At 63.4% G+C, this 14,571-nt stretch carries 14 protein-coding genes; 11 read left to right on the top strand and 3 right to left on the bottom strand.

All coding sequences use genetic code 11. The features are described 5' to 3' along the window. The first annotated feature begins 3 nt into the window (after positions 1–3). The 8 genes from dprA to SOX55_RS03070 all read left to right on the top strand — a co-directional run bounded on the left by dprA (position 4) and on the right by SOX55_RS03070 (position 10,605). A complete protein-coding gene (gene dprA / locus SOX55_RS03105) occupies positions 4–1,191 on the top strand; it encodes a DNA-processing protein DprA (protein ID WP_325285973.1) in 1,188 nt (395 codons plus the stop codon). Positions 1,192–1,230: 39 nt separating this feature from the next. Next, positions 1,231–3,570 carry a type I DNA topoisomerase gene (gene topA, locus SOX55_RS03100; RefSeq protein ID WP_325285972.1) on the top strand — a complete coding sequence of 780 codons (2,340 nt, stop codon included), beginning with the start codon at positions 1,231–1,233 and terminating at the stop codon, positions 3,568–3,570. A 33-nt stretch (positions 3,571–3,603) separates the two neighbouring features. Continuing rightward, a complete protein-coding gene (gene trmFO, locus SOX55_RS03095) occupies positions 3,604–4,914 on the top strand; it encodes a methylenetetrahydrofolate--tRNA-(uracil(54)-C(5))-methyltransferase (FADH(2)-oxidizing) TrmFO (RefSeq protein WP_325285971.1) in 1,311 nt (436 codons plus the stop codon). Further along, positions 4,911–5,945: a phosphate acyltransferase PlsX gene (plsX, locus tag SOX55_RS03090; protein WP_325285970.1), complete on the top strand. Its 1,035-nt coding sequence runs from the start codon at positions 4,911–4,913 to the stop codon at positions 5,943–5,945. Before trmFO ends, plsX begins: the two co-directional genes overlap by 4 nt. Positions 5,946–6,033: 88 nt before the next feature. Beyond that, positions 6,034–6,276 (top strand): acyl carrier protein, encoded by a 243-nt coding sequence (acpP, locus tag SOX55_RS03085; protein ID WP_442873605.1) that lies wholly within the window; start codon positions 6,034–6,036, stop codon positions 6,274–6,276. A gap of 51 nt (positions 6,277–6,327) precedes the next feature. After that, entirely contained in the window at positions 6,328–7,008 is a 681-nt protein-coding gene (rnc, locus tag SOX55_RS03080) for a ribonuclease III (RefSeq protein ID WP_325285968.1), read from the top strand. A 160-nt stretch (positions 7,009–7,168) separates the two neighbouring features. Next, positions 7,169–8,002 carry an undecaprenyl-diphosphate phosphatase gene (locus SOX55_RS03075; RefSeq protein ID WP_325285967.1) on the top strand — a complete coding sequence of 278 codons (834 nt, stop codon included), beginning with the start codon at positions 7,169–7,171 and terminating at the stop codon, positions 8,000–8,002. Positions 8,003–8,010: 8 nt separating this feature from the next. Further along, positions 8,011–10,605: a DNA translocase FtsK gene (locus SOX55_RS03070; RefSeq protein WP_442873604.1), complete on the top strand. Its 2,595-nt coding sequence runs from the start codon at positions 8,011–8,013 to the stop codon at positions 10,603–10,605. A gap of 49 nt (positions 10,606–10,654) precedes the next feature. Here SOX55_RS03070 and SOX55_RS03065 read toward each other — a convergent pair whose 3' ends face one another. Genes SOX55_RS03065 through SOX55_RS03055 form a run of 3 tightly spaced genes read right to left on the bottom strand, consistent with a single transcriptional unit; the run spans position 10,655 to position 11,922 of the window. After that, complete coding sequence (locus SOX55_RS03065) at positions 10,655–11,038, bottom strand: hypothetical protein (RefSeq protein WP_325285965.1); 384 nt, start codon at positions 11,036–11,038, stop codon at positions 10,655–10,657. Between the two features lie 36 nt (positions 11,039–11,074). Then, complete coding sequence (locus tag SOX55_RS03060; RefSeq protein ID WP_325285964.1) at positions 11,075–11,392, bottom strand: hypothetical protein; 318 nt, start codon at positions 11,390–11,392, stop codon at positions 11,075–11,077. Between the two features lie 26 nt (positions 11,393–11,418). Further along, positions 11,419–11,922, bottom strand: a complete 504-nt coding sequence (locus SOX55_RS03055; RefSeq protein WP_325285963.1) for a hypothetical protein — start codon at positions 11,920–11,922, stop codon at positions 11,419–11,421. 483 nt (positions 11,923–12,405) lie between these two features. On the opposite strand from SOX55_RS03055, the gene SOX55_RS03050 reads away from it, so the two are divergent. Genes SOX55_RS03050 through SOX55_RS03040 form a run of 3 tightly spaced genes read left to right on the top strand, consistent with a single transcriptional unit; the run spans position 12,406 to position 14,329 of the window. Then, positions 12,406–13,608 carry a pyridoxal phosphate-dependent aminotransferase gene (locus SOX55_RS03050; protein ID WP_325285962.1) on the top strand — a complete coding sequence of 401 codons (1,203 nt, stop codon included), beginning with the start codon at positions 12,406–12,408 and terminating at the stop codon, positions 13,606–13,608. Continuing rightward, complete coding sequence (locus SOX55_RS03045; RefSeq protein WP_325285961.1) at positions 13,605–13,886, top strand: Dabb family protein; 282 nt, start codon at positions 13,605–13,607, stop codon at positions 13,884–13,886. Before SOX55_RS03050 ends, SOX55_RS03045 begins: the two co-directional genes overlap by 4 nt. 5 nt (positions 13,887–13,891) lie before the next feature. Further along, positions 13,892–14,329, top strand: coding sequence for a hypothetical protein (locus SOX55_RS03040; RefSeq protein WP_325285960.1), 438 nt, complete (start codon positions 13,892–13,894; stop codon positions 14,327–14,329). The last annotated feature ends 242 nt before the right edge of the window (positions 14,330–14,571 follow it).

Here is a 14,571-nt window from a genome sequence, read left to right as displayed (position 1 = left end):
GCCGTGCTGAAATACTGGCTGTGGCTGTCAGAGCTGCCGGGATTGCACCGGCAGACCCGCCTTGCCCTTCTGGAGCGTTTCGGCTCCCCGGAGGATATTTACTATGCCGACCCGGAAGAGGTGCTGCTGACTGACGGCATCACCAGGGAGCAGGCGGCCTGCCTGGAAAACCGGGAGCTGCGCCGGGCGGAGGAGATTCTGGAGGACACTGACCGCCTGGGACTGCGGATCCTGACACTGCAGGACGCGGACTATCCCGTCCGGCTGCGGAACATCTATGACCCGCCCTGCCTGCTGTACGTCCGGGGGCGGCTGCCCCTGATGGACGAGGAGGCGGCGGTGGCCGTGGTGGGCACCCGGGACGCCACGCCCTACGGCGTGGCCTGCGCCGAAAAGCTGGGCGGCCAGCTGGCTGCCGGCGGCGCCGTGGTGGTGACGGGCCTGGCCCGGGGCATCGACTCCGAGGCCGCCAGGGGCGCGCTGCGCTCCGGCGGCACGGTGGTGGGTGTGCTGGGCTGCGGCGTGGACGTGGTCTACCCCCAGGAGAACCGCTGGCTCTATGATGACGTGGCCGCCTGCGGCGCCCTGGTCTCCGAGTATCCGCCGGGGACCCGGCCGGACAAGCGCCACTTTCCGGTGCGCAACCGCATTCTGTCGGGACTGTCGGCGGCGGTGGTGGTTGTGGAGGCGCCGGAGCGAAGCGGCGCCCTCATCACGGCGGAGACGGCGCTGGAGCAGGGGCGGGACGTGTTCGCCGTTCCCGGCCCCATCGACGCCCCCAACAGCCGGGGCTGCAACCGGCTCATCCGGGACGGCGCGGGCCTGGTCAGCGACGGCTGGGACGTGCTGCGGGAATACGCGGCCCGGTATCCGGACAAGCTGCGCCCGGAGGGCGCCCGGCGGGAGGTGCCGAAGGTCCCGGGATACCGGAGCCGGGAGGAGAGCCCGGAGCCGGCGAAGAAGCTGCCGGACCTGCTGAGCCTGTCGAAGGAGGGCAGCGGCCTCACCGACGATCAGATTTCCCTTCTGCGGACGCTGACGGATGACCCCATGCTGGTGGATGACCTGATTGAGGCCACCCAGATTCCGGCCCGCCGGGTGCTGTCCGCCCTGACCATGCTTGAAATTGAGAATTATGTGCTGCAGTTCCCGGGCAAGCGCTATGCCCGGAACGTGGTGCTTTCGGAATAACGAAAACCGGTCCCCGGAGAGGGGCCTTTGGAGGTAACTATGGCAAAACACAGCCTGGTGATCGTGGAGTCTCCCGCGAAAGCCAAAACCATCGGGAAATATCTGGGGAAGGACTTCGAGGTGAAAGCCTGCATGGGCCACCTGCGGGACCTGCCCAAGAGCGTTCTCGGTGTGGACCTGGAGCATGATTTTGAGCCGGTCTACAAGCCCATCAAGGGCAAGGAGGAGATCATCAGTGATCTGAAGAAATCCGCCAAATCCGCCGACACCGTGTACCTGGCCACCGACCCGGACCGGGAGGGCGAAGCCATCTCCTGGCACCTGCGGTATCTGCTGGACCTGGCGCCGGAGAAGAGCCGGCGGGTCACCTTCAACGAAATCACCAAGAAGGTGGTGCAGGAGAGCATTCAGGAGCCCCGGGACATTGACCAGAACCTGGTGGACGCCCAACAGGCCCGCCGCATCCTGGACCGGATCGTGGGCTATGAGCTGTCCCCGCTGCTGTGGAAGAAAATCCGCCGGGGCCTGTCCGCCGGCCGTGTCCAGTCGGTGGCCACCAGGATGGTGGATGACCGGGAGCGGGAGATTGAGAACTTCCAGCCGGAGGAGTACTGGACGCTGGACGCCATGCTCCAGGGCACGGACCTGAAAAAGACCCCCTTCGCCGCCCACTACCACGGAAAGAACGGCAAAAAAGCGGAGCTGAAGTCCGGCGATGACGTGGAGACGGTGATCCATGAGACGGAGAATGCCCCCTTCCTGGTCAAAACCGTGAAGCGCACCGACAAGCAGCGCTCCCCGTCCCCGCCCTTTACCACCTCCACCATGCAGCAGGAGGCCTCCCGGAAGCTGTCCATGACCCCCCGGCGCACCATGGCCATCGCCCAGCAGCTCTACGAGGGCGTGGACATTGAGGGCGAGGGCACCGTGGGTCTCATCACCTATATGCGTACCGACTCCCTGAGGATCAGCGAGGAGGCCATTGCCGCCACCCGCGCCTTCATCACCGGCCGCTACGGCGAGGCCTACGCCCCCAAACAACCCAACCGCTACAAGGCCAAGGCCACTGCCCAGGACGCCCACGAGGCCATCCGTCCCAGCAACGTGAACCTGACGCCGGAGATGGTGAAAAAGTCCCTCACCGGCGAGCAGTACCGGCTGTACCGGCTGATCTGGAGCCGCTTCCTGGCCTGCCAGATGTCCAACGCCGTGTACGACAGCGTCTCCGTGGAGATTGAAGCCGCGGGCCATGCCTTCCGGGCCAGCTCCTCCAGCCTGAAATTCGCCGGCTATACCGCCGTGTACGAAGAGGGCCGGGACGAGGAGAAGGAGGAGAAGGAGTCTCCGCTGCCTGCGCTGCAGGAGGGGGAGACGCTGAACCTGGAGTCCTTCCGCCCGGAGCAGCACTTCACCCAGCCCCCCGCCCACTACACCGACGCCACCCTCATCCGGGCCATGGAGGAGCAGGGCATCGGCCGGCCCTCCACCTACGCTCCCACCGTGTCCACCATCATTGACCGGGAGTACGTCATCAAGGAGGGCAAATACCTGCGCATCACCAATCTGGGCCGGGTGGTGACGGAGCTGATGCGGGACAAATTCCCCGACATCGCCGACACCCGCTTCACCGCCAACATGGAGCAGCGTCTGGACTCCGTGGAGGAGGGGAAGACCCCCTGGAAGCAGGTGCTGCGGGACTTCTACGGCGACTTTGACAAAAGCCTCAAACAGGCGGAAAAGGACCTGGAGGGCACCCGCATCAAGGTGCCTGACGAGCTTTCCGACGAGGTCTGCGACCTGTGCGGCCGGCAGATGGTGGTGAAATCCGGCCGGTTCGGCCGGTTCCTGGCCTGCCCCGGCTACCCGGAATGCAAGTTCACCAAGCCTCTGGTGGTGGAGATGCCGGGCCGCTGCCCCAAGTGCGGCGGGCGCATCCTGAAAAAGACCTCCAAGAACGGCTACACCTACTACGGCTGCGAGCACAACTCCGACAAGACCGAGGCCACCCGCTGTGACTTCATGACCTGGGACGTGCCGGTGAAGGACGACTGTCCCGTCTGCGGCCAGACCATGTTCAAAAAGTCCGGCCGGGGCTTCAAGAAGCCCTTCTGCGTCAATCCCGCCTGCTCCAACTTCCTGCCGGAGGAAAAGCGGGGCTATCCGAAGAAAAAGACCGCGGAGGAACCGGCGGAGCCGGCGGAACAGACGGCGGAAAAGCCCGCCGCGAAGAAAACCGCCGCCAAAAAGCCCGCAGAGAAGAAGCCCACGGAGAAGAAGCCCGCCGCCAGAAAGGCTGCGGCCAAAAAGCCGGCGGCGAAGAAAACGGCGGCGAAGAAGACTACCACGAAAAAGACCAAGGCGGAGGAGCCTGTTCAGTGACGGCCCCCTTCGCCGGGAGAAAGAGAGCGTTCCATGAATGTGACTGTGATCGGCGCGGGACTGGCCGGCAGCGAGTGCGCGTGGCAGCTGGCCCAGCGGGGCATTGACGTGACGCTGCGGGAGATGAAGCCTCAGAAGCGCACCCCCGCCCATGTGACCAACGATTTCGCGGAGCTGTGCTGCTCCAACTCTCTGCGCTCCGACCAGCTGGAAAACGCGGTGGGGCTGCTGAAAGAGGAGCTGCGCCGCCTGGATTCCCTCATCATGGCCTGCGCCGACGCCACCCGGGTGGAGGCCGGCGGCGCCCTGGCGGTGGACCGTCACGGCTTTGCCCGCATGGTGACGGAGAAAATCCGCAGCCACCCCCGCATCACCGTGGAGGAGGGGGAGGTCACCCATCTGCCGGAGGAGGGCACCGTGGTGGTGGCCTCCGGCCCCCTGACCTCCGACGCGCTGGCGGAGGAGCTGCAGCGCCTGCTGGGGGAGAACACGGACCTCCACTTTTTCGATGCCGCCGCGCCGCTGGTGTCCGCCGACAGCGTGGACATGGACAAGGCGTGGTTCGGCTCCCGGTACGACAAGGGGACGGCGGATTATGTCAACTGCCCCATGACGGAGGAGGAGTACAACGCCTTCTGGCAGGAGCTGACCACCGCCCAGGAGGCGGAGGTCCACGGCTTTGAGGACAAAATGGTGTTTGAGGGCTGCATGCCGGTGGAGGTCATGGCCCGCCGGGGCCATGACACCCTGTGCTACGGTCCCCTGAAGCCCCGGGGCCTGAAAGACCCCCGGACGGGGAAGGAGCCTTACGCCGTGGTGCAGCTGCGGCGGGACAACGCCGACGGCACGGTGTACAACCTGGTGGGCTTCCAGACCCACCTGCGCTTCCCGGAGCAGAAGCGGGTGTTCTCCATGATCCCCGCCCTCCACAGCGCGGAGTTTCTGCGCTACGGCGTGATGCACCGCAACACCTTCCTGGACTCCCCCCGGCTGCTGAACCGGTATTACCAGCTGATCAAGAAGCCCCGCATCTCCTTTGCCGGCCAGATGACCGGCGTGGAGGGGTATGTGGAGTCCTCCGCCTCCGGTTTCCTGGTGGGAGTGGAGACGGCCCGGCGGCTGCTGGGCCAGCCTCCGGTGGACTTCCCGCAGGAGACGGCCATCGGCGCCCTGGGCCTGTACGTCAGCAACCGGTCCGTCACAGCCTTCCAGCCTATGAACGTGAACTTCGGCATCATTCCGCCTCTGGACCACCGGGTCAAGGGCAAGCGGAACAAGAATGCCGAGTTGTCCGCCCGGTCCCTGGCCATCATCGACCGGCTGAAAGAGGAGGTACTGCCGTGAAGATCATCGTAGACGCCATGGGCGGCGACAACGCCCCCCAGGCCATTGTGGAGGGCGCGCTGAACGCGGCCCGGGAGCTGAATGTGGAGGTTACCCTGGTGGGCCGCACGGAGGCGGTGCTGAAGGCCATGGAGGCGGCGGGGGTGAAGGACCTGCCTGCCAACGTGGAGATTCAGAACGCCACGGAGGTGGTGGAGATCGCCGACGATCCCGCCATGGCCTTCAAGCGGAAGAAGGACTCCTCCCTGACGGTGGGCCTCACCATGCTGAAAGAGGGAAAGGGCGACGCCTTTGTCTCCGCCGGCTCCACCGGCGCGCTGCTGTCCGCCGCCACGCTGGTGACCAAGCGCATCCGGGGTATCCGCCGGGCCGCCATGGCTCCCCGGGTTCCCTGCCTGGGCGGCAGCTTCGTGCTGTGCGACTGCGGCGCCAACGCCGAGTGCACGCCGGAGTACCTGCTGCAGTTCGCCTATCTGGGCAGCTTTTACGCCCAGCGGGTCATGGGCATCGAACGGCCCCGGGTGGCCCTACTGAACATCGGCGCCGAGGAGGAGAAGGGCGACACCCTGCGCCACGAGACCTATCAGGTGCTGAAAGCCGCCGGCGACGCGGGCCGCATTCATTTCACCGGCAACATCGAGGCCAATGACGCCATGATGGGCGGGGCCGACGTGGTGGTGGCCGACGGCTACAGCGGCAACATTCTGCTGAAAGCGGCGGAGGGCTGCGCGAAGTTCCTGACCAGGGAGCTGAAGCAGGTGTTCCTCTCCAGCGCCAAGAGTAAAGTGGCGGCGCTGCTGGTGAAAAATGACCTGGACGCCTTCAAAAAGACCATGGACCCCAGCGAAGTGGGCGGCACGCCCTTCCTGGGCATCAGCAAGCCGGTGATTAAGGCCCACGGCTCCTCCGACGCCCGGGCCATCTACAACGCGGTCCGGCAGGCCCGGGATTTCGCGGCCAGCGGCTTTATCGCCGCCATCGAGGAGAACATTGAAAACATGAAAGTGACGGCTCCCGCGGAAAATCCGTGATTGCCTATTGACAGCCGGTTGGGGATTGCCGTATGATACCCTCAGTTGGGAAATTGATCCGTGAGGGGTGAATAAAACAAGTATGTCTATGGAAGAAATTTTTCAGGCGATGCAGCAGCTGGTTGCCGAGCAGTATGCCAAGGAACCGGAGGAAGTGACCATGGATACCTCTTTCGAGGAGGATCTGGGAGCGGATTCCGTGGATCTGGTGGAGCTGGTGATGGCCATCGAGGAAGAGTTCGACGTGGGTGAGATTCAGGAGGACGAGCTGCCCACGCTGAAAACGGTGGGCGACGCGGTCCGCTTTATCGCCGGAAAAGTCAACGGATGACAAGAGAATGCCCCGCCGTCGGCGGGGCTTCTTGATAGGAAGGGACGTTTCATGGAAGGTTTGGAGAAAAAACTGAATTACACGTTCCGGGACCGTGCCCTGCTCAGCGAGGCGCTGAACCACAGCTCCTACGCCAACGAGCACCGGGGCGCCGGCGCGGCCAGCAACGAGCGGCTGGAATTCCTGGGGGACTCCGTGCTGGGCTTTGTGACGGCGGAGTTTCTGTTCCTGCAGCATCCGGACCTGCCGGAGGGGGACCTGACCCGCATCCGGGCGGCGCTGGTGTGCGAACAGAGCCTTTACGAGGTGGCTCAGAAGCTGGAGCTGGGAAAGTATCTGAAGCTGGGCAAGGGCGAGGAAACCGGCGGCGGCCGGAGCCGCCCCTCCATTCTGGCGGACGCCACGGAGGCGGTGTTCGCGGCGGTCTATCTGGACGGCGGCATTCAGCAGGCTTCGGCGCTGATTCACCGGGTGCTGCTGGACGCGGAGCGGGAAGAGGCCGTGGAGGAGCGCCGGAAGGACTACAAGACTGCCCTGCAGGAGCTGGTGCAGCGCCGGGCCAACCAGGAGCTGACCTACCGCATGGCAGGCGAGCAGGGGCCGGACCACAACAAGACCTTCGCCGCGGAGGTTCTGCTGAACGGGCAGCTGGTGGGCAGCGGCACCGGACACAGCAAAAAGGAAGCCGAACAGGCTGCCGCCGCCTCCGCGCTGGCGAAGCTGGCGGAATGACCGGATCAAAACAGCAGGCATGGCCTGCTGTTTTCCGTTTCCCGGGAGCCGCGGAGGCGGGGGGCCTGACCGGCGCCAAATACTACTGGAATTTACAGCGGGAGTATGGTATAATTTTTCTGATCGATTGGTGAATCTGTGAACTTGGAGGAGTGAGATCATGTCATTGCTGTCATCCATCCTGTTGGGCCTCATTCAGGGTCTGGCGGAGTTTTTGCCTATTTCCAGCTCCGGCCACCTGGCCATCGCGGAGCACCTGCTGGGCATGTCCGGCGCCAGCGACATTCCGGAGTTTTTCGACGTGCTGCTGCACCTGGGCACGCTGCTGGCGGTGTTTGCCGCCTACTGGCCGGAGGTGCGGGACATGATCCGGGAGTTCTTCCTGGGGGTCTCCGACCTGCTTCACCGCACCACCCCCACGCCGGTGCCGCCGGCCCGGCGGCTGATTCTGCTGATTGTGGTGGGTACGCTGCCGCTGTTTGCCGTCCTTCCGGTGAAGGACTACATCGAGGGCCTGGGAGACAACATGCTGTTTGTGGCGGTGGCGCTGCTGTTCACCGGCTGTCTGCTGTTTGCCAGCGACCGGGTCCGCAAGGGCAGAAAAACAGAAAAGACCGCCGCGCTGGCGGACGCGGTGCTGGTGGGAGTGGCCCAGGCGGTGGCCACCTGCCCCGGCATCTCCCGCTCCGGCACCACCATCACCGCCGGCTGCTTCCTGGGCTTTGAACGGAAATTCGCCGTGCGCTTTTCCTTCCTGCTGTCCATCCCGGCGGTGCTGGGCGCCAACGTGCTGAGCCTGAAGGACGCCGTGGAGGCGGGCATTGTCTGGGGTGATGTGCCGGTGTATCTGGTGGGCGTGGCGGTTTCCGCCGCCGTGGGCTATGCCTGCATCCGCCTGCTGCGGATGATCGCCGCCAGGGGCCGTTTCGGCTGGTTTGCTTATTACTGCTGGGCTGTGGGCGCGGTGACACTGCTGCTCACTGTGATTCATTGATCGGAGGTATGGCCGTGGCGACCACTGCATCCCAAACGAAAAAAACAACAACGAAAAAGACATCATCCAGGGGGACCTCTTCCGCGAATCCGGGCGGCTCCCGCACCCCGAAAACGCCGCCCCAGCCGGAAAAGCGGCCCATTCGCCGGGAGGTGACGGGCGGAGTCTTTCTGCTGCTGGGCCTCTGCACCGTGGGCAGCTATTTCCAGCAGGAGGGTTACCTGCTGGAGTGGCTGCGGCTGCTGTTCGGCGGCCTGTTCGGCTATGGCTACTGGCTGGCCGGGCCGGTGCTGTTCCTGGCGGCGTTGATTCTGCTGTTCCATCACGGCCGCCCCGTGCAGCTGCGGGTGACCTGCCTGCTGCTGGTGCCTTTGTTCTTCGGCGCCCTGTGCCATACGGTGATGGCGCCCTCCCAGTACACCTCCTCCGTGAAGATTCTGGCGGTGCTGTGGAAGTCCGGCATTGCCATGGAATCCGGCGGTGCGGTGTCCGGCTCCCTGGCGGTGGGCTCCATTGCCGTGGTGGGCAAGACCATTTCCATCATTGTGTTCACCGCCGTGTTCGTCATGCTGGTGATGGTGTCCTACCGGAACACCATCGGCGCGCTGGTGGAGAAGTTCCGCAGCCGTCCCCGCTATGAGCCGGAACCGGAGCCGGAGCCCCGGAAGCAGCCTGCCATCCGCATGGTGCAGGAGGAGGAACCGGCCCGGAAGGAGAACCGGAAGCCGATCATTGACATTCCGCTGGATGACGAGCCGGCCGCCGCCGACAAGAAGTCCGGCCTGTTCACCGGCTTTTTCCGCCACAAGGCCGATAACATGAAAACACCGGACCAGCTTCTGACGGAGAACGCCGGGCCGGAGCTGCTGTCCAAGCCGGAGCCGCCCCGGGAGGAGGTGCCCATCGTGGTGGAGGCCGCCACGGTGCGGCCCATGCCCGCCCCGGAAAAGACACCGGAGCCGGCTCCCGCCCCCGCCCCTGTGCCGGCCCCTGCTCCCGCGCCTGCCCCGGCGGAGAGCCGGAAGAAGGCCGCGGCGGAGGTGGCGGAGGCCACTGCCGCGGTGACGGAGGAGATCGCCCGGAAAATGACCGCGGAGGGGGAGGATGACTACCAGTATCCCCCCATCACGCTGCTCAACGAGAACCACGCAGGCAACTTCGCCGAGGTGGGCGCGGAGCTGCGGAACAACTCCCGCCGCCTGGCGGAGACGCTGTCCAGCTTCGGCGTGGATGCCAAGGCCGGAGAGGTGATCCACGGCCCTACCGTCACCCGGTACGAGTTTGTGCTGGACCAGGGCGTGAAGCTCAGCAAGATCACCGGCTTGGCGGATGACATTGCCCTGGCGCTGGGCGCCTCCGGCGTCCGGATCGCCCCCATTCCCGACAAAATCTCCGTGGTGGGCATTGAGGTGCCCAACAAGCAGGTGACCAACGTGCTGATCCGGGATGTCATTGAGTCCCGGGAATTCACCGCCAGCAAGTCCAACGTGGCCTTTGCCGTGGGCAAGGACATCGGCGGCAACTGCATCATCGGCAACATCGCCAAGCTGCCCCATGTCCTCATCGCCGGTACCACCGGCTCCGGCAAGTCCGTGTGCACCAACTCCCTGATCATCAGTCTGCTTTACAAGTCCTCCCCCAAGGACGTGCGGTTCATCATGGTGGACCCGAAGATGGTGGAACTGGCCCCCTATAACGGCATTCCCCATCTGCTGATTCCCGTGGTGACGGACCCGAAGAAGGCCGCCGGCGCCCTGCAGTGGGCGGTGTTCGAGATGATGAAGCGGTACAAGCTGTTCTCCGAGCACAACGTGAAGGACCTGGCGGGCTACAACGCCCTGGCCAAAACCAGCGACGAACTGGAGCACATGGCCTCCGTGGTGGTGGTCATCGACGAGCTGGCGGACCTGATGCTGGTGGCCGCCAAGGAGGTGGAGGAGTCCATCTGCCGCGTGGCCCAGATGGGCCGTGCCGCCGGCGTCCACCTGGTCATCGCCACCCAGCGTCCCTCCACCGATGTCATCACCGGCCTGATGAAGGCCAACATTCCCTCCCGCATCGCCTTCGCCGTGGCGTCCTCTCTGGAGTCCCGCATCATTCTGGACACCAACGGCGCGGAGAAGCTGGTGGGCAAGGGCGATATGCTCTACGCGCCCCTGGGTATGGGAAAGCCCCAGCGGGTGCAGGGCTGCTTCATCTCCCCGGAGGAAATCGAGCGGGTGGTGGACTTCATCAAGCAGACTGGCGAAGCCCAGTACGACGATGAGGTCATCCAGAAAATCGAGGAGTCCGTGCAGGAGAAGGAAAAGGGCGGCAAGGGCGGAGCGGCCGCCGCTGCTGCCGCCGACACGGAGGAGGACGGCGACGAGCTGCTGCCCGCCGCCGTGGAGGTGGTGCTGGAAACGGGACAGGCTTCCGTGTCCATGCTCCAGCGCCGGCTGAAGCTGGGGTATTCCCGGGCGGCCCGTCTGGTGGACCAGATGGAAGAGCGGGGCATTGTGGGCCCCTTTGAAGGCTCCAAGCCCCGGCAGCTGCTGATCACCAAGGAACGGTGGCAGGAGATGCAGATGGGCGGCGCCCCCTCACCGGAGGAAACGGAATAAGACAACACGGCAGTCTCCCCCGGGAGACTGCCGTGTTTTGCGGAATCGGTTATTGTTTCGGCCGTTTCACCAGCCAGACGATGATATCCGCCAGCAGGAACACCGCCGTGATGGGCACCACGAAAATCAGCAGAAGTACCCCCACCAGTCCGGCGAACCATCCGGTGGAAGTCTGGATGTCGTAAACCGCGTAGGCGGCCACGCAGACGCCGATGAGAATGTCCGTCACCGCGAATACCAGATACGGAGAGACGCTGCTGCGGACCTTCCGGCTGATGCTGACGGCCAGGGAACAGACGGCGGCGATGGTCAGCGCAAAGGAGAGCACTGCCATAACCGGCTCCAGACCGGCCGGATTCAGCAGGATGAACACAGCCCAGGAAGCGGCTGCCGCCGCCCAGAGAAGAAGCGTGACTTTTACGTGCTTTGCCATTGAAATCCCTCCTTTGAATCTCCTTCAACCAGGACTTTACTCCGTCAGCACACGGTCTGGTTCCGCTTTGTCAAGCAGCTCCAACAGGTTCAGACCGCAGATTTTATCCAGATCATCCTCTGCGATGTCCAGACTTTTTATCATGGATAAGGTCAATTCCAGAGACTTTTTTCCGTATGGAGTATCGGAACCCAAAAGAAAATGCTTTGCTCCGAAATGGGAGTATCCCAGCATGATCCGTTCTTTGGAGACGAAATACCCGTTTGATAAGTCAAAATAAACGTTGCGGAATGCCTCCGGGGAGCCTTCCAGAAACAGCTCCAGCCAATACAGATGCCCGATGATGAATTTCATCTTTGGGTGTTCCGTAATATATAGAATCAGCTTCTGCATTTCCGCCCGGTATAGATATGAATAAACATGGGCACATGGTTCTGTTCCGCCCATGCCGCGGCCCTGCGGAAGTAATCGTCCCCGATTTCGAAATCTTCCCAGCACTGATGCATTTTCACAAGGTCAAACCCCATGCGTTCGTAATCCCGCTCCAGGTTCATCACATTGGCCTTGGTAATCCAGTACGCCTGCAGAACTCTCCCCGGCAATTCCTGCTTCAGCCGCCATACAGCTTCGTTTCCCCGGGGAATGTCCCTGATCGCCCCGATCAGCTTGATCATCAGTCTCGTGGTTTTATTGTTTTTGCTGACAACATCATCATACGGATGCTTTGCCGCCAGATTCTTCAGTCCGTATGTGATCTTGCTCCCGTATTGCCCCGGCGTCAGAACCACCATGTCGCAGCCGGAAGCATTCAATTTCCGGGTAATGCTTTCGGCTGTAAGGTATTCTCCGCAGGCGTGGGCATGCGCATCGACGGTTTTTGCCATTCTCTCTCCCTCTGATCTGCGGGTATGCAGTCATTTTCTCAAAAATTCGGGTATTCTTGTCTGTTTTCAGATTACCATACTCCGGCCTCCGTATCAAGACTTCGGTGAATTCGCGGAAGGGGCCGCGGAAAACCCGGCCTTGACAAATTCTCCCGGGCTGGTATAATAGGACCGATATCATATGCCAAACGCCGTGAAGAAGTCAGCTTTCTGAAACGGGCCTTCAGCGAGGGGGAGCAGGTGCAAGCCCCCGGCCGACGCCGGAAAGCAGCCGCTTCGGAGCAGTCCGCGAAGAGCGGAACGGTTCACCTCCGTTACCGGGTGGCTTGAGATGTCCCGCAAGGGACAGATCAGGGTGGTACCGTGGAAGACTTTTTCGCCCCTGACGTCAGTCAGGGGCGTTTTTTTGATTTCCGGACGGCGGCATTCCGCGGAAAGCGCGCCGCGGCGGGCTGCCGAAACTATATGTGAGGAGAAAAGACCATGAGATTTTCCAAAAAGATCGAAAGCTGTAATCTGTCCCCCATCCGCAAGTTCCATCCCTATGCGCTGGAGGCAGAGGCAAAGGGCCGCAAGATCTATCATTTGAATATCGGCCAGCCGGACATTGCGACCCCCAAGGAGTTCTTTGACGCCATCCAGAATTTCCGGGACCCGGTGCTGGCCTATGCTCCCTCCGCCGGCATCCCGGAGTATGTGGAGTCCGTGCGCCAGTATTACGCGGGCCTGGGCATTTCCCTGGAGACCGGCGACATCCTGGCCACCAACGGCGGCAGCGAGGCGCTGCAGATCGTGCTGCAGTGCATTCTGGACGAGGGGGACGAGGTGCTGATCCCCGAGCCCTTCGCTCCCAACTACACCACCTTTGTCCGTCTGGCAGGCGGCCAGGTACATCCCATTCCCACCTCCGCGGAGGAGGGCTTCTTCTACGGCGCCCGGGACCGCATTGAGCGGGAGATCACCCCCCGGACCAAGGCGATTCTCATCACCAACCCCGGCAACCCCACCGGCGCCATTCTGTCTCCCGAGTCCACCCGCATCATTGCCGACATCGCCTGGGAGCATGACCTGTACGTCATCGCCGACGAGGTGTACAGGGAGTTCGTCTACGGCGATCAGAAGATCGTCAGCCTGGCGGAGTTCCCGGATGTGGCCCAGAACGTGGTGATCATCGACTCCATCTCCAAGCGGTTCTCCGCCTGCGGCGCCCGCATCGGCGCCCTGATCTCCCGGAACAAGGAGCTGATCGGCCACGCCATGAAGGTCTGCCAGGGCCGTCTGTGCTGCTCCACTCTGGACCAGCTGGGCGCTGCCGCCCTGTACTCCGAAGGCCCCGCCTATTTCGCGGTGCAGAAGGAGGAGTACCACCGCCGCCGGGACACGGTGATGGAAAAGCTGAGCCAGATCCCCGGCGTGGTGTGCAAGTGCCCGGAGGGCGCCTTCTATCTGATGGCGAAGCTGCCCATCGACGATGCCGACGCCTTCCAGAAGTGGCTGCTGACGGACTTTGAGGACCACGGCGACACGGTGATGTTTGCCCCCGGCGAGCAGTTTTACGGCACCCCCGGCAAGGGCAAGAACGAGATCCGCATCGCCTACGTGCTGAAGCAGGCGGACCTGGAGCGGGCCATGGATCTGCTGGCGATGGGAATCCAGGCTTATCAGGGGAGGACGCAGGGAGCATGATCCGGCATATTGTGATGTGGAAATTCCGCCCCGGCACGGAGCGGGAACAGCAGGAGTTTCTGACGGGCCTGCGGGGCCTGCAGGGGATCATTCCCCAGCTGCTGCGCAGCGAGGTGGCGGTCAACGTGCTGCCCGGCAACTATGACGCGGTGCTGGTGGCGGAGTTTGCGTCCCTGGAGGACCTGGACACCTACAAAAACGATCCCCGCCACAAGGCGGTGTCCGCCCTGTGCAAGTCCATCCGGGAGGACCGGGTGGCGGTGGATTACCAGTTCTGAGGGCCATGGACCTGGAATTGCTGCTGTCCACGCTGACGGCGAAGGACACGAAGCAGGCCTACGGCGCGCTGCTGGAGCTGGAGAGCTTGTCCCGTGAGACGGATGACCTGTACCCCTATACAGAGCACTTCGCGGATATGGTGGGGGACCGGGCTTACGCCGTCCGGGTCCGGGGCTTCCGGCTGTTCTGCCAGCAGGCCCGCTGGGACACGGAGGGCGTGGTAGACCGGAACCTGGACCGGGCGCTGGCCATTCTGGAGGACGAGAAGCCCACGGCGGTGCGCCAGGCTCTGGCGGCGCTGGCGGAGCTGCTGCCTTACAAAAGAGAGCTGTGGCCCAACCTCCGGCAGCGGCTAGAGACCATGGAGCCGCGGCGGTACAGGGATACCATGGCGCCGCTGATCGAACAGGACATCCGGCGTCTGCTGGAAATGATGAATTGACAAAAAGACCGGGAGAGCGATGGCTCTCCCGGTCTGAGGCTTTCGAAAAAGTGGCAAAGCCACTTTTTCGAGAAAGGCTGCGGCCTGCTGCGCGCACTTCGTCGGGGCAAACTTCGCTCCATTCGGAGCGCCCTGCGGGGGAGGGCGTCCTCATGCCGCTCCGTTGCCCCTCCTCTCCCCACTGCAACCGCTTCGCTGGGTTGCAGCGGGGGACCCCATATGCGGACAGTTCGCACACTTGC

The sequence above is a fragment of the Dysosmobacter sp. genome, from assembly GCF_034093755.1.
Lineage (GTDB): Bacteria > Bacillota > Clostridia > Oscillospirales > Oscillospiraceae > Oscillibacter.
Note: the sequence above shows the minus strand (reverse complement) of the source record. Positions and strands in the feature narration are given on the sequence as shown.

Bases quoted from the DNA above. Each gene is read 5' to 3' on its own strand.
- topA (WP_325285972.1), top strand. From the start codon at position 1,231: ATGGCAAAACACAGCCTGGTGATCGTGGAGTCTCCCGCGAAAGCCAAA.
- trmFO (WP_325285971.1), top strand. From the start codon at position 3,604: ATGAATGTGACTGTGATCGGCGCGGGACTGGCCGGCAGCGAGTGCGCG.
- acpP (WP_442873605.1), top strand. From the start codon at position 6,034: ATGGAAGAAATTTTTCAGGCGATGCAGCAGCTGGTTGCCGAGCAGTAT.
- rnc (WP_325285968.1), top strand. From the start codon at position 6,328: ATGGAAGGTTTGGAGAAAAAACTGAATTACACGTTCCGGGACCGTGCC.
- SOX55_RS03075 (WP_325285967.1), top strand. From the start codon at position 7,169: ATGTCATTGCTGTCATCCATCCTGTTGGGCCTCATTCAGGGTCTGGCG.
- SOX55_RS03070 (WP_442873604.1), top strand. From the start codon at position 8,011: ATGGCCGTGGCGACCACTGCATCCCAAACGAAAAAAACAACAACGAAA.
- SOX55_RS03065 (WP_325285965.1), bottom strand. From the start codon at position 11,038: ATGGCAAAGCACGTAAAAGTCACGCTTCTTCTCTGGGCGGCGGCAGCC.
- SOX55_RS03060 (WP_325285964.1), bottom strand. From the start codon at position 11,392: ATGAAATTCATCATCGGGCATCTGTATTGGCTGGAGCTGTTTCTGGAA.
- SOX55_RS03055 (WP_325285963.1), bottom strand. From the start codon at position 11,922: ATGGCAAAAACCGTCGATGCGCATGCCCACGCCTGCGGAGAATACCTT.
- SOX55_RS03050 (WP_325285962.1), top strand. From the start codon at position 12,406: ATGAGATTTTCCAAAAAGATCGAAAGCTGTAATCTGTCCCCCATCCGC.
- SOX55_RS03045 (WP_325285961.1), top strand. From the start codon at position 13,605: ATGATCCGGCATATTGTGATGTGGAAATTCCGCCCCGGCACGGAGCGG.
- SOX55_RS03040 (WP_325285960.1), top strand. From the start codon at position 13,892: ATGGACCTGGAATTGCTGCTGTCCACGCTGACGGCGAAGGACACGAAG.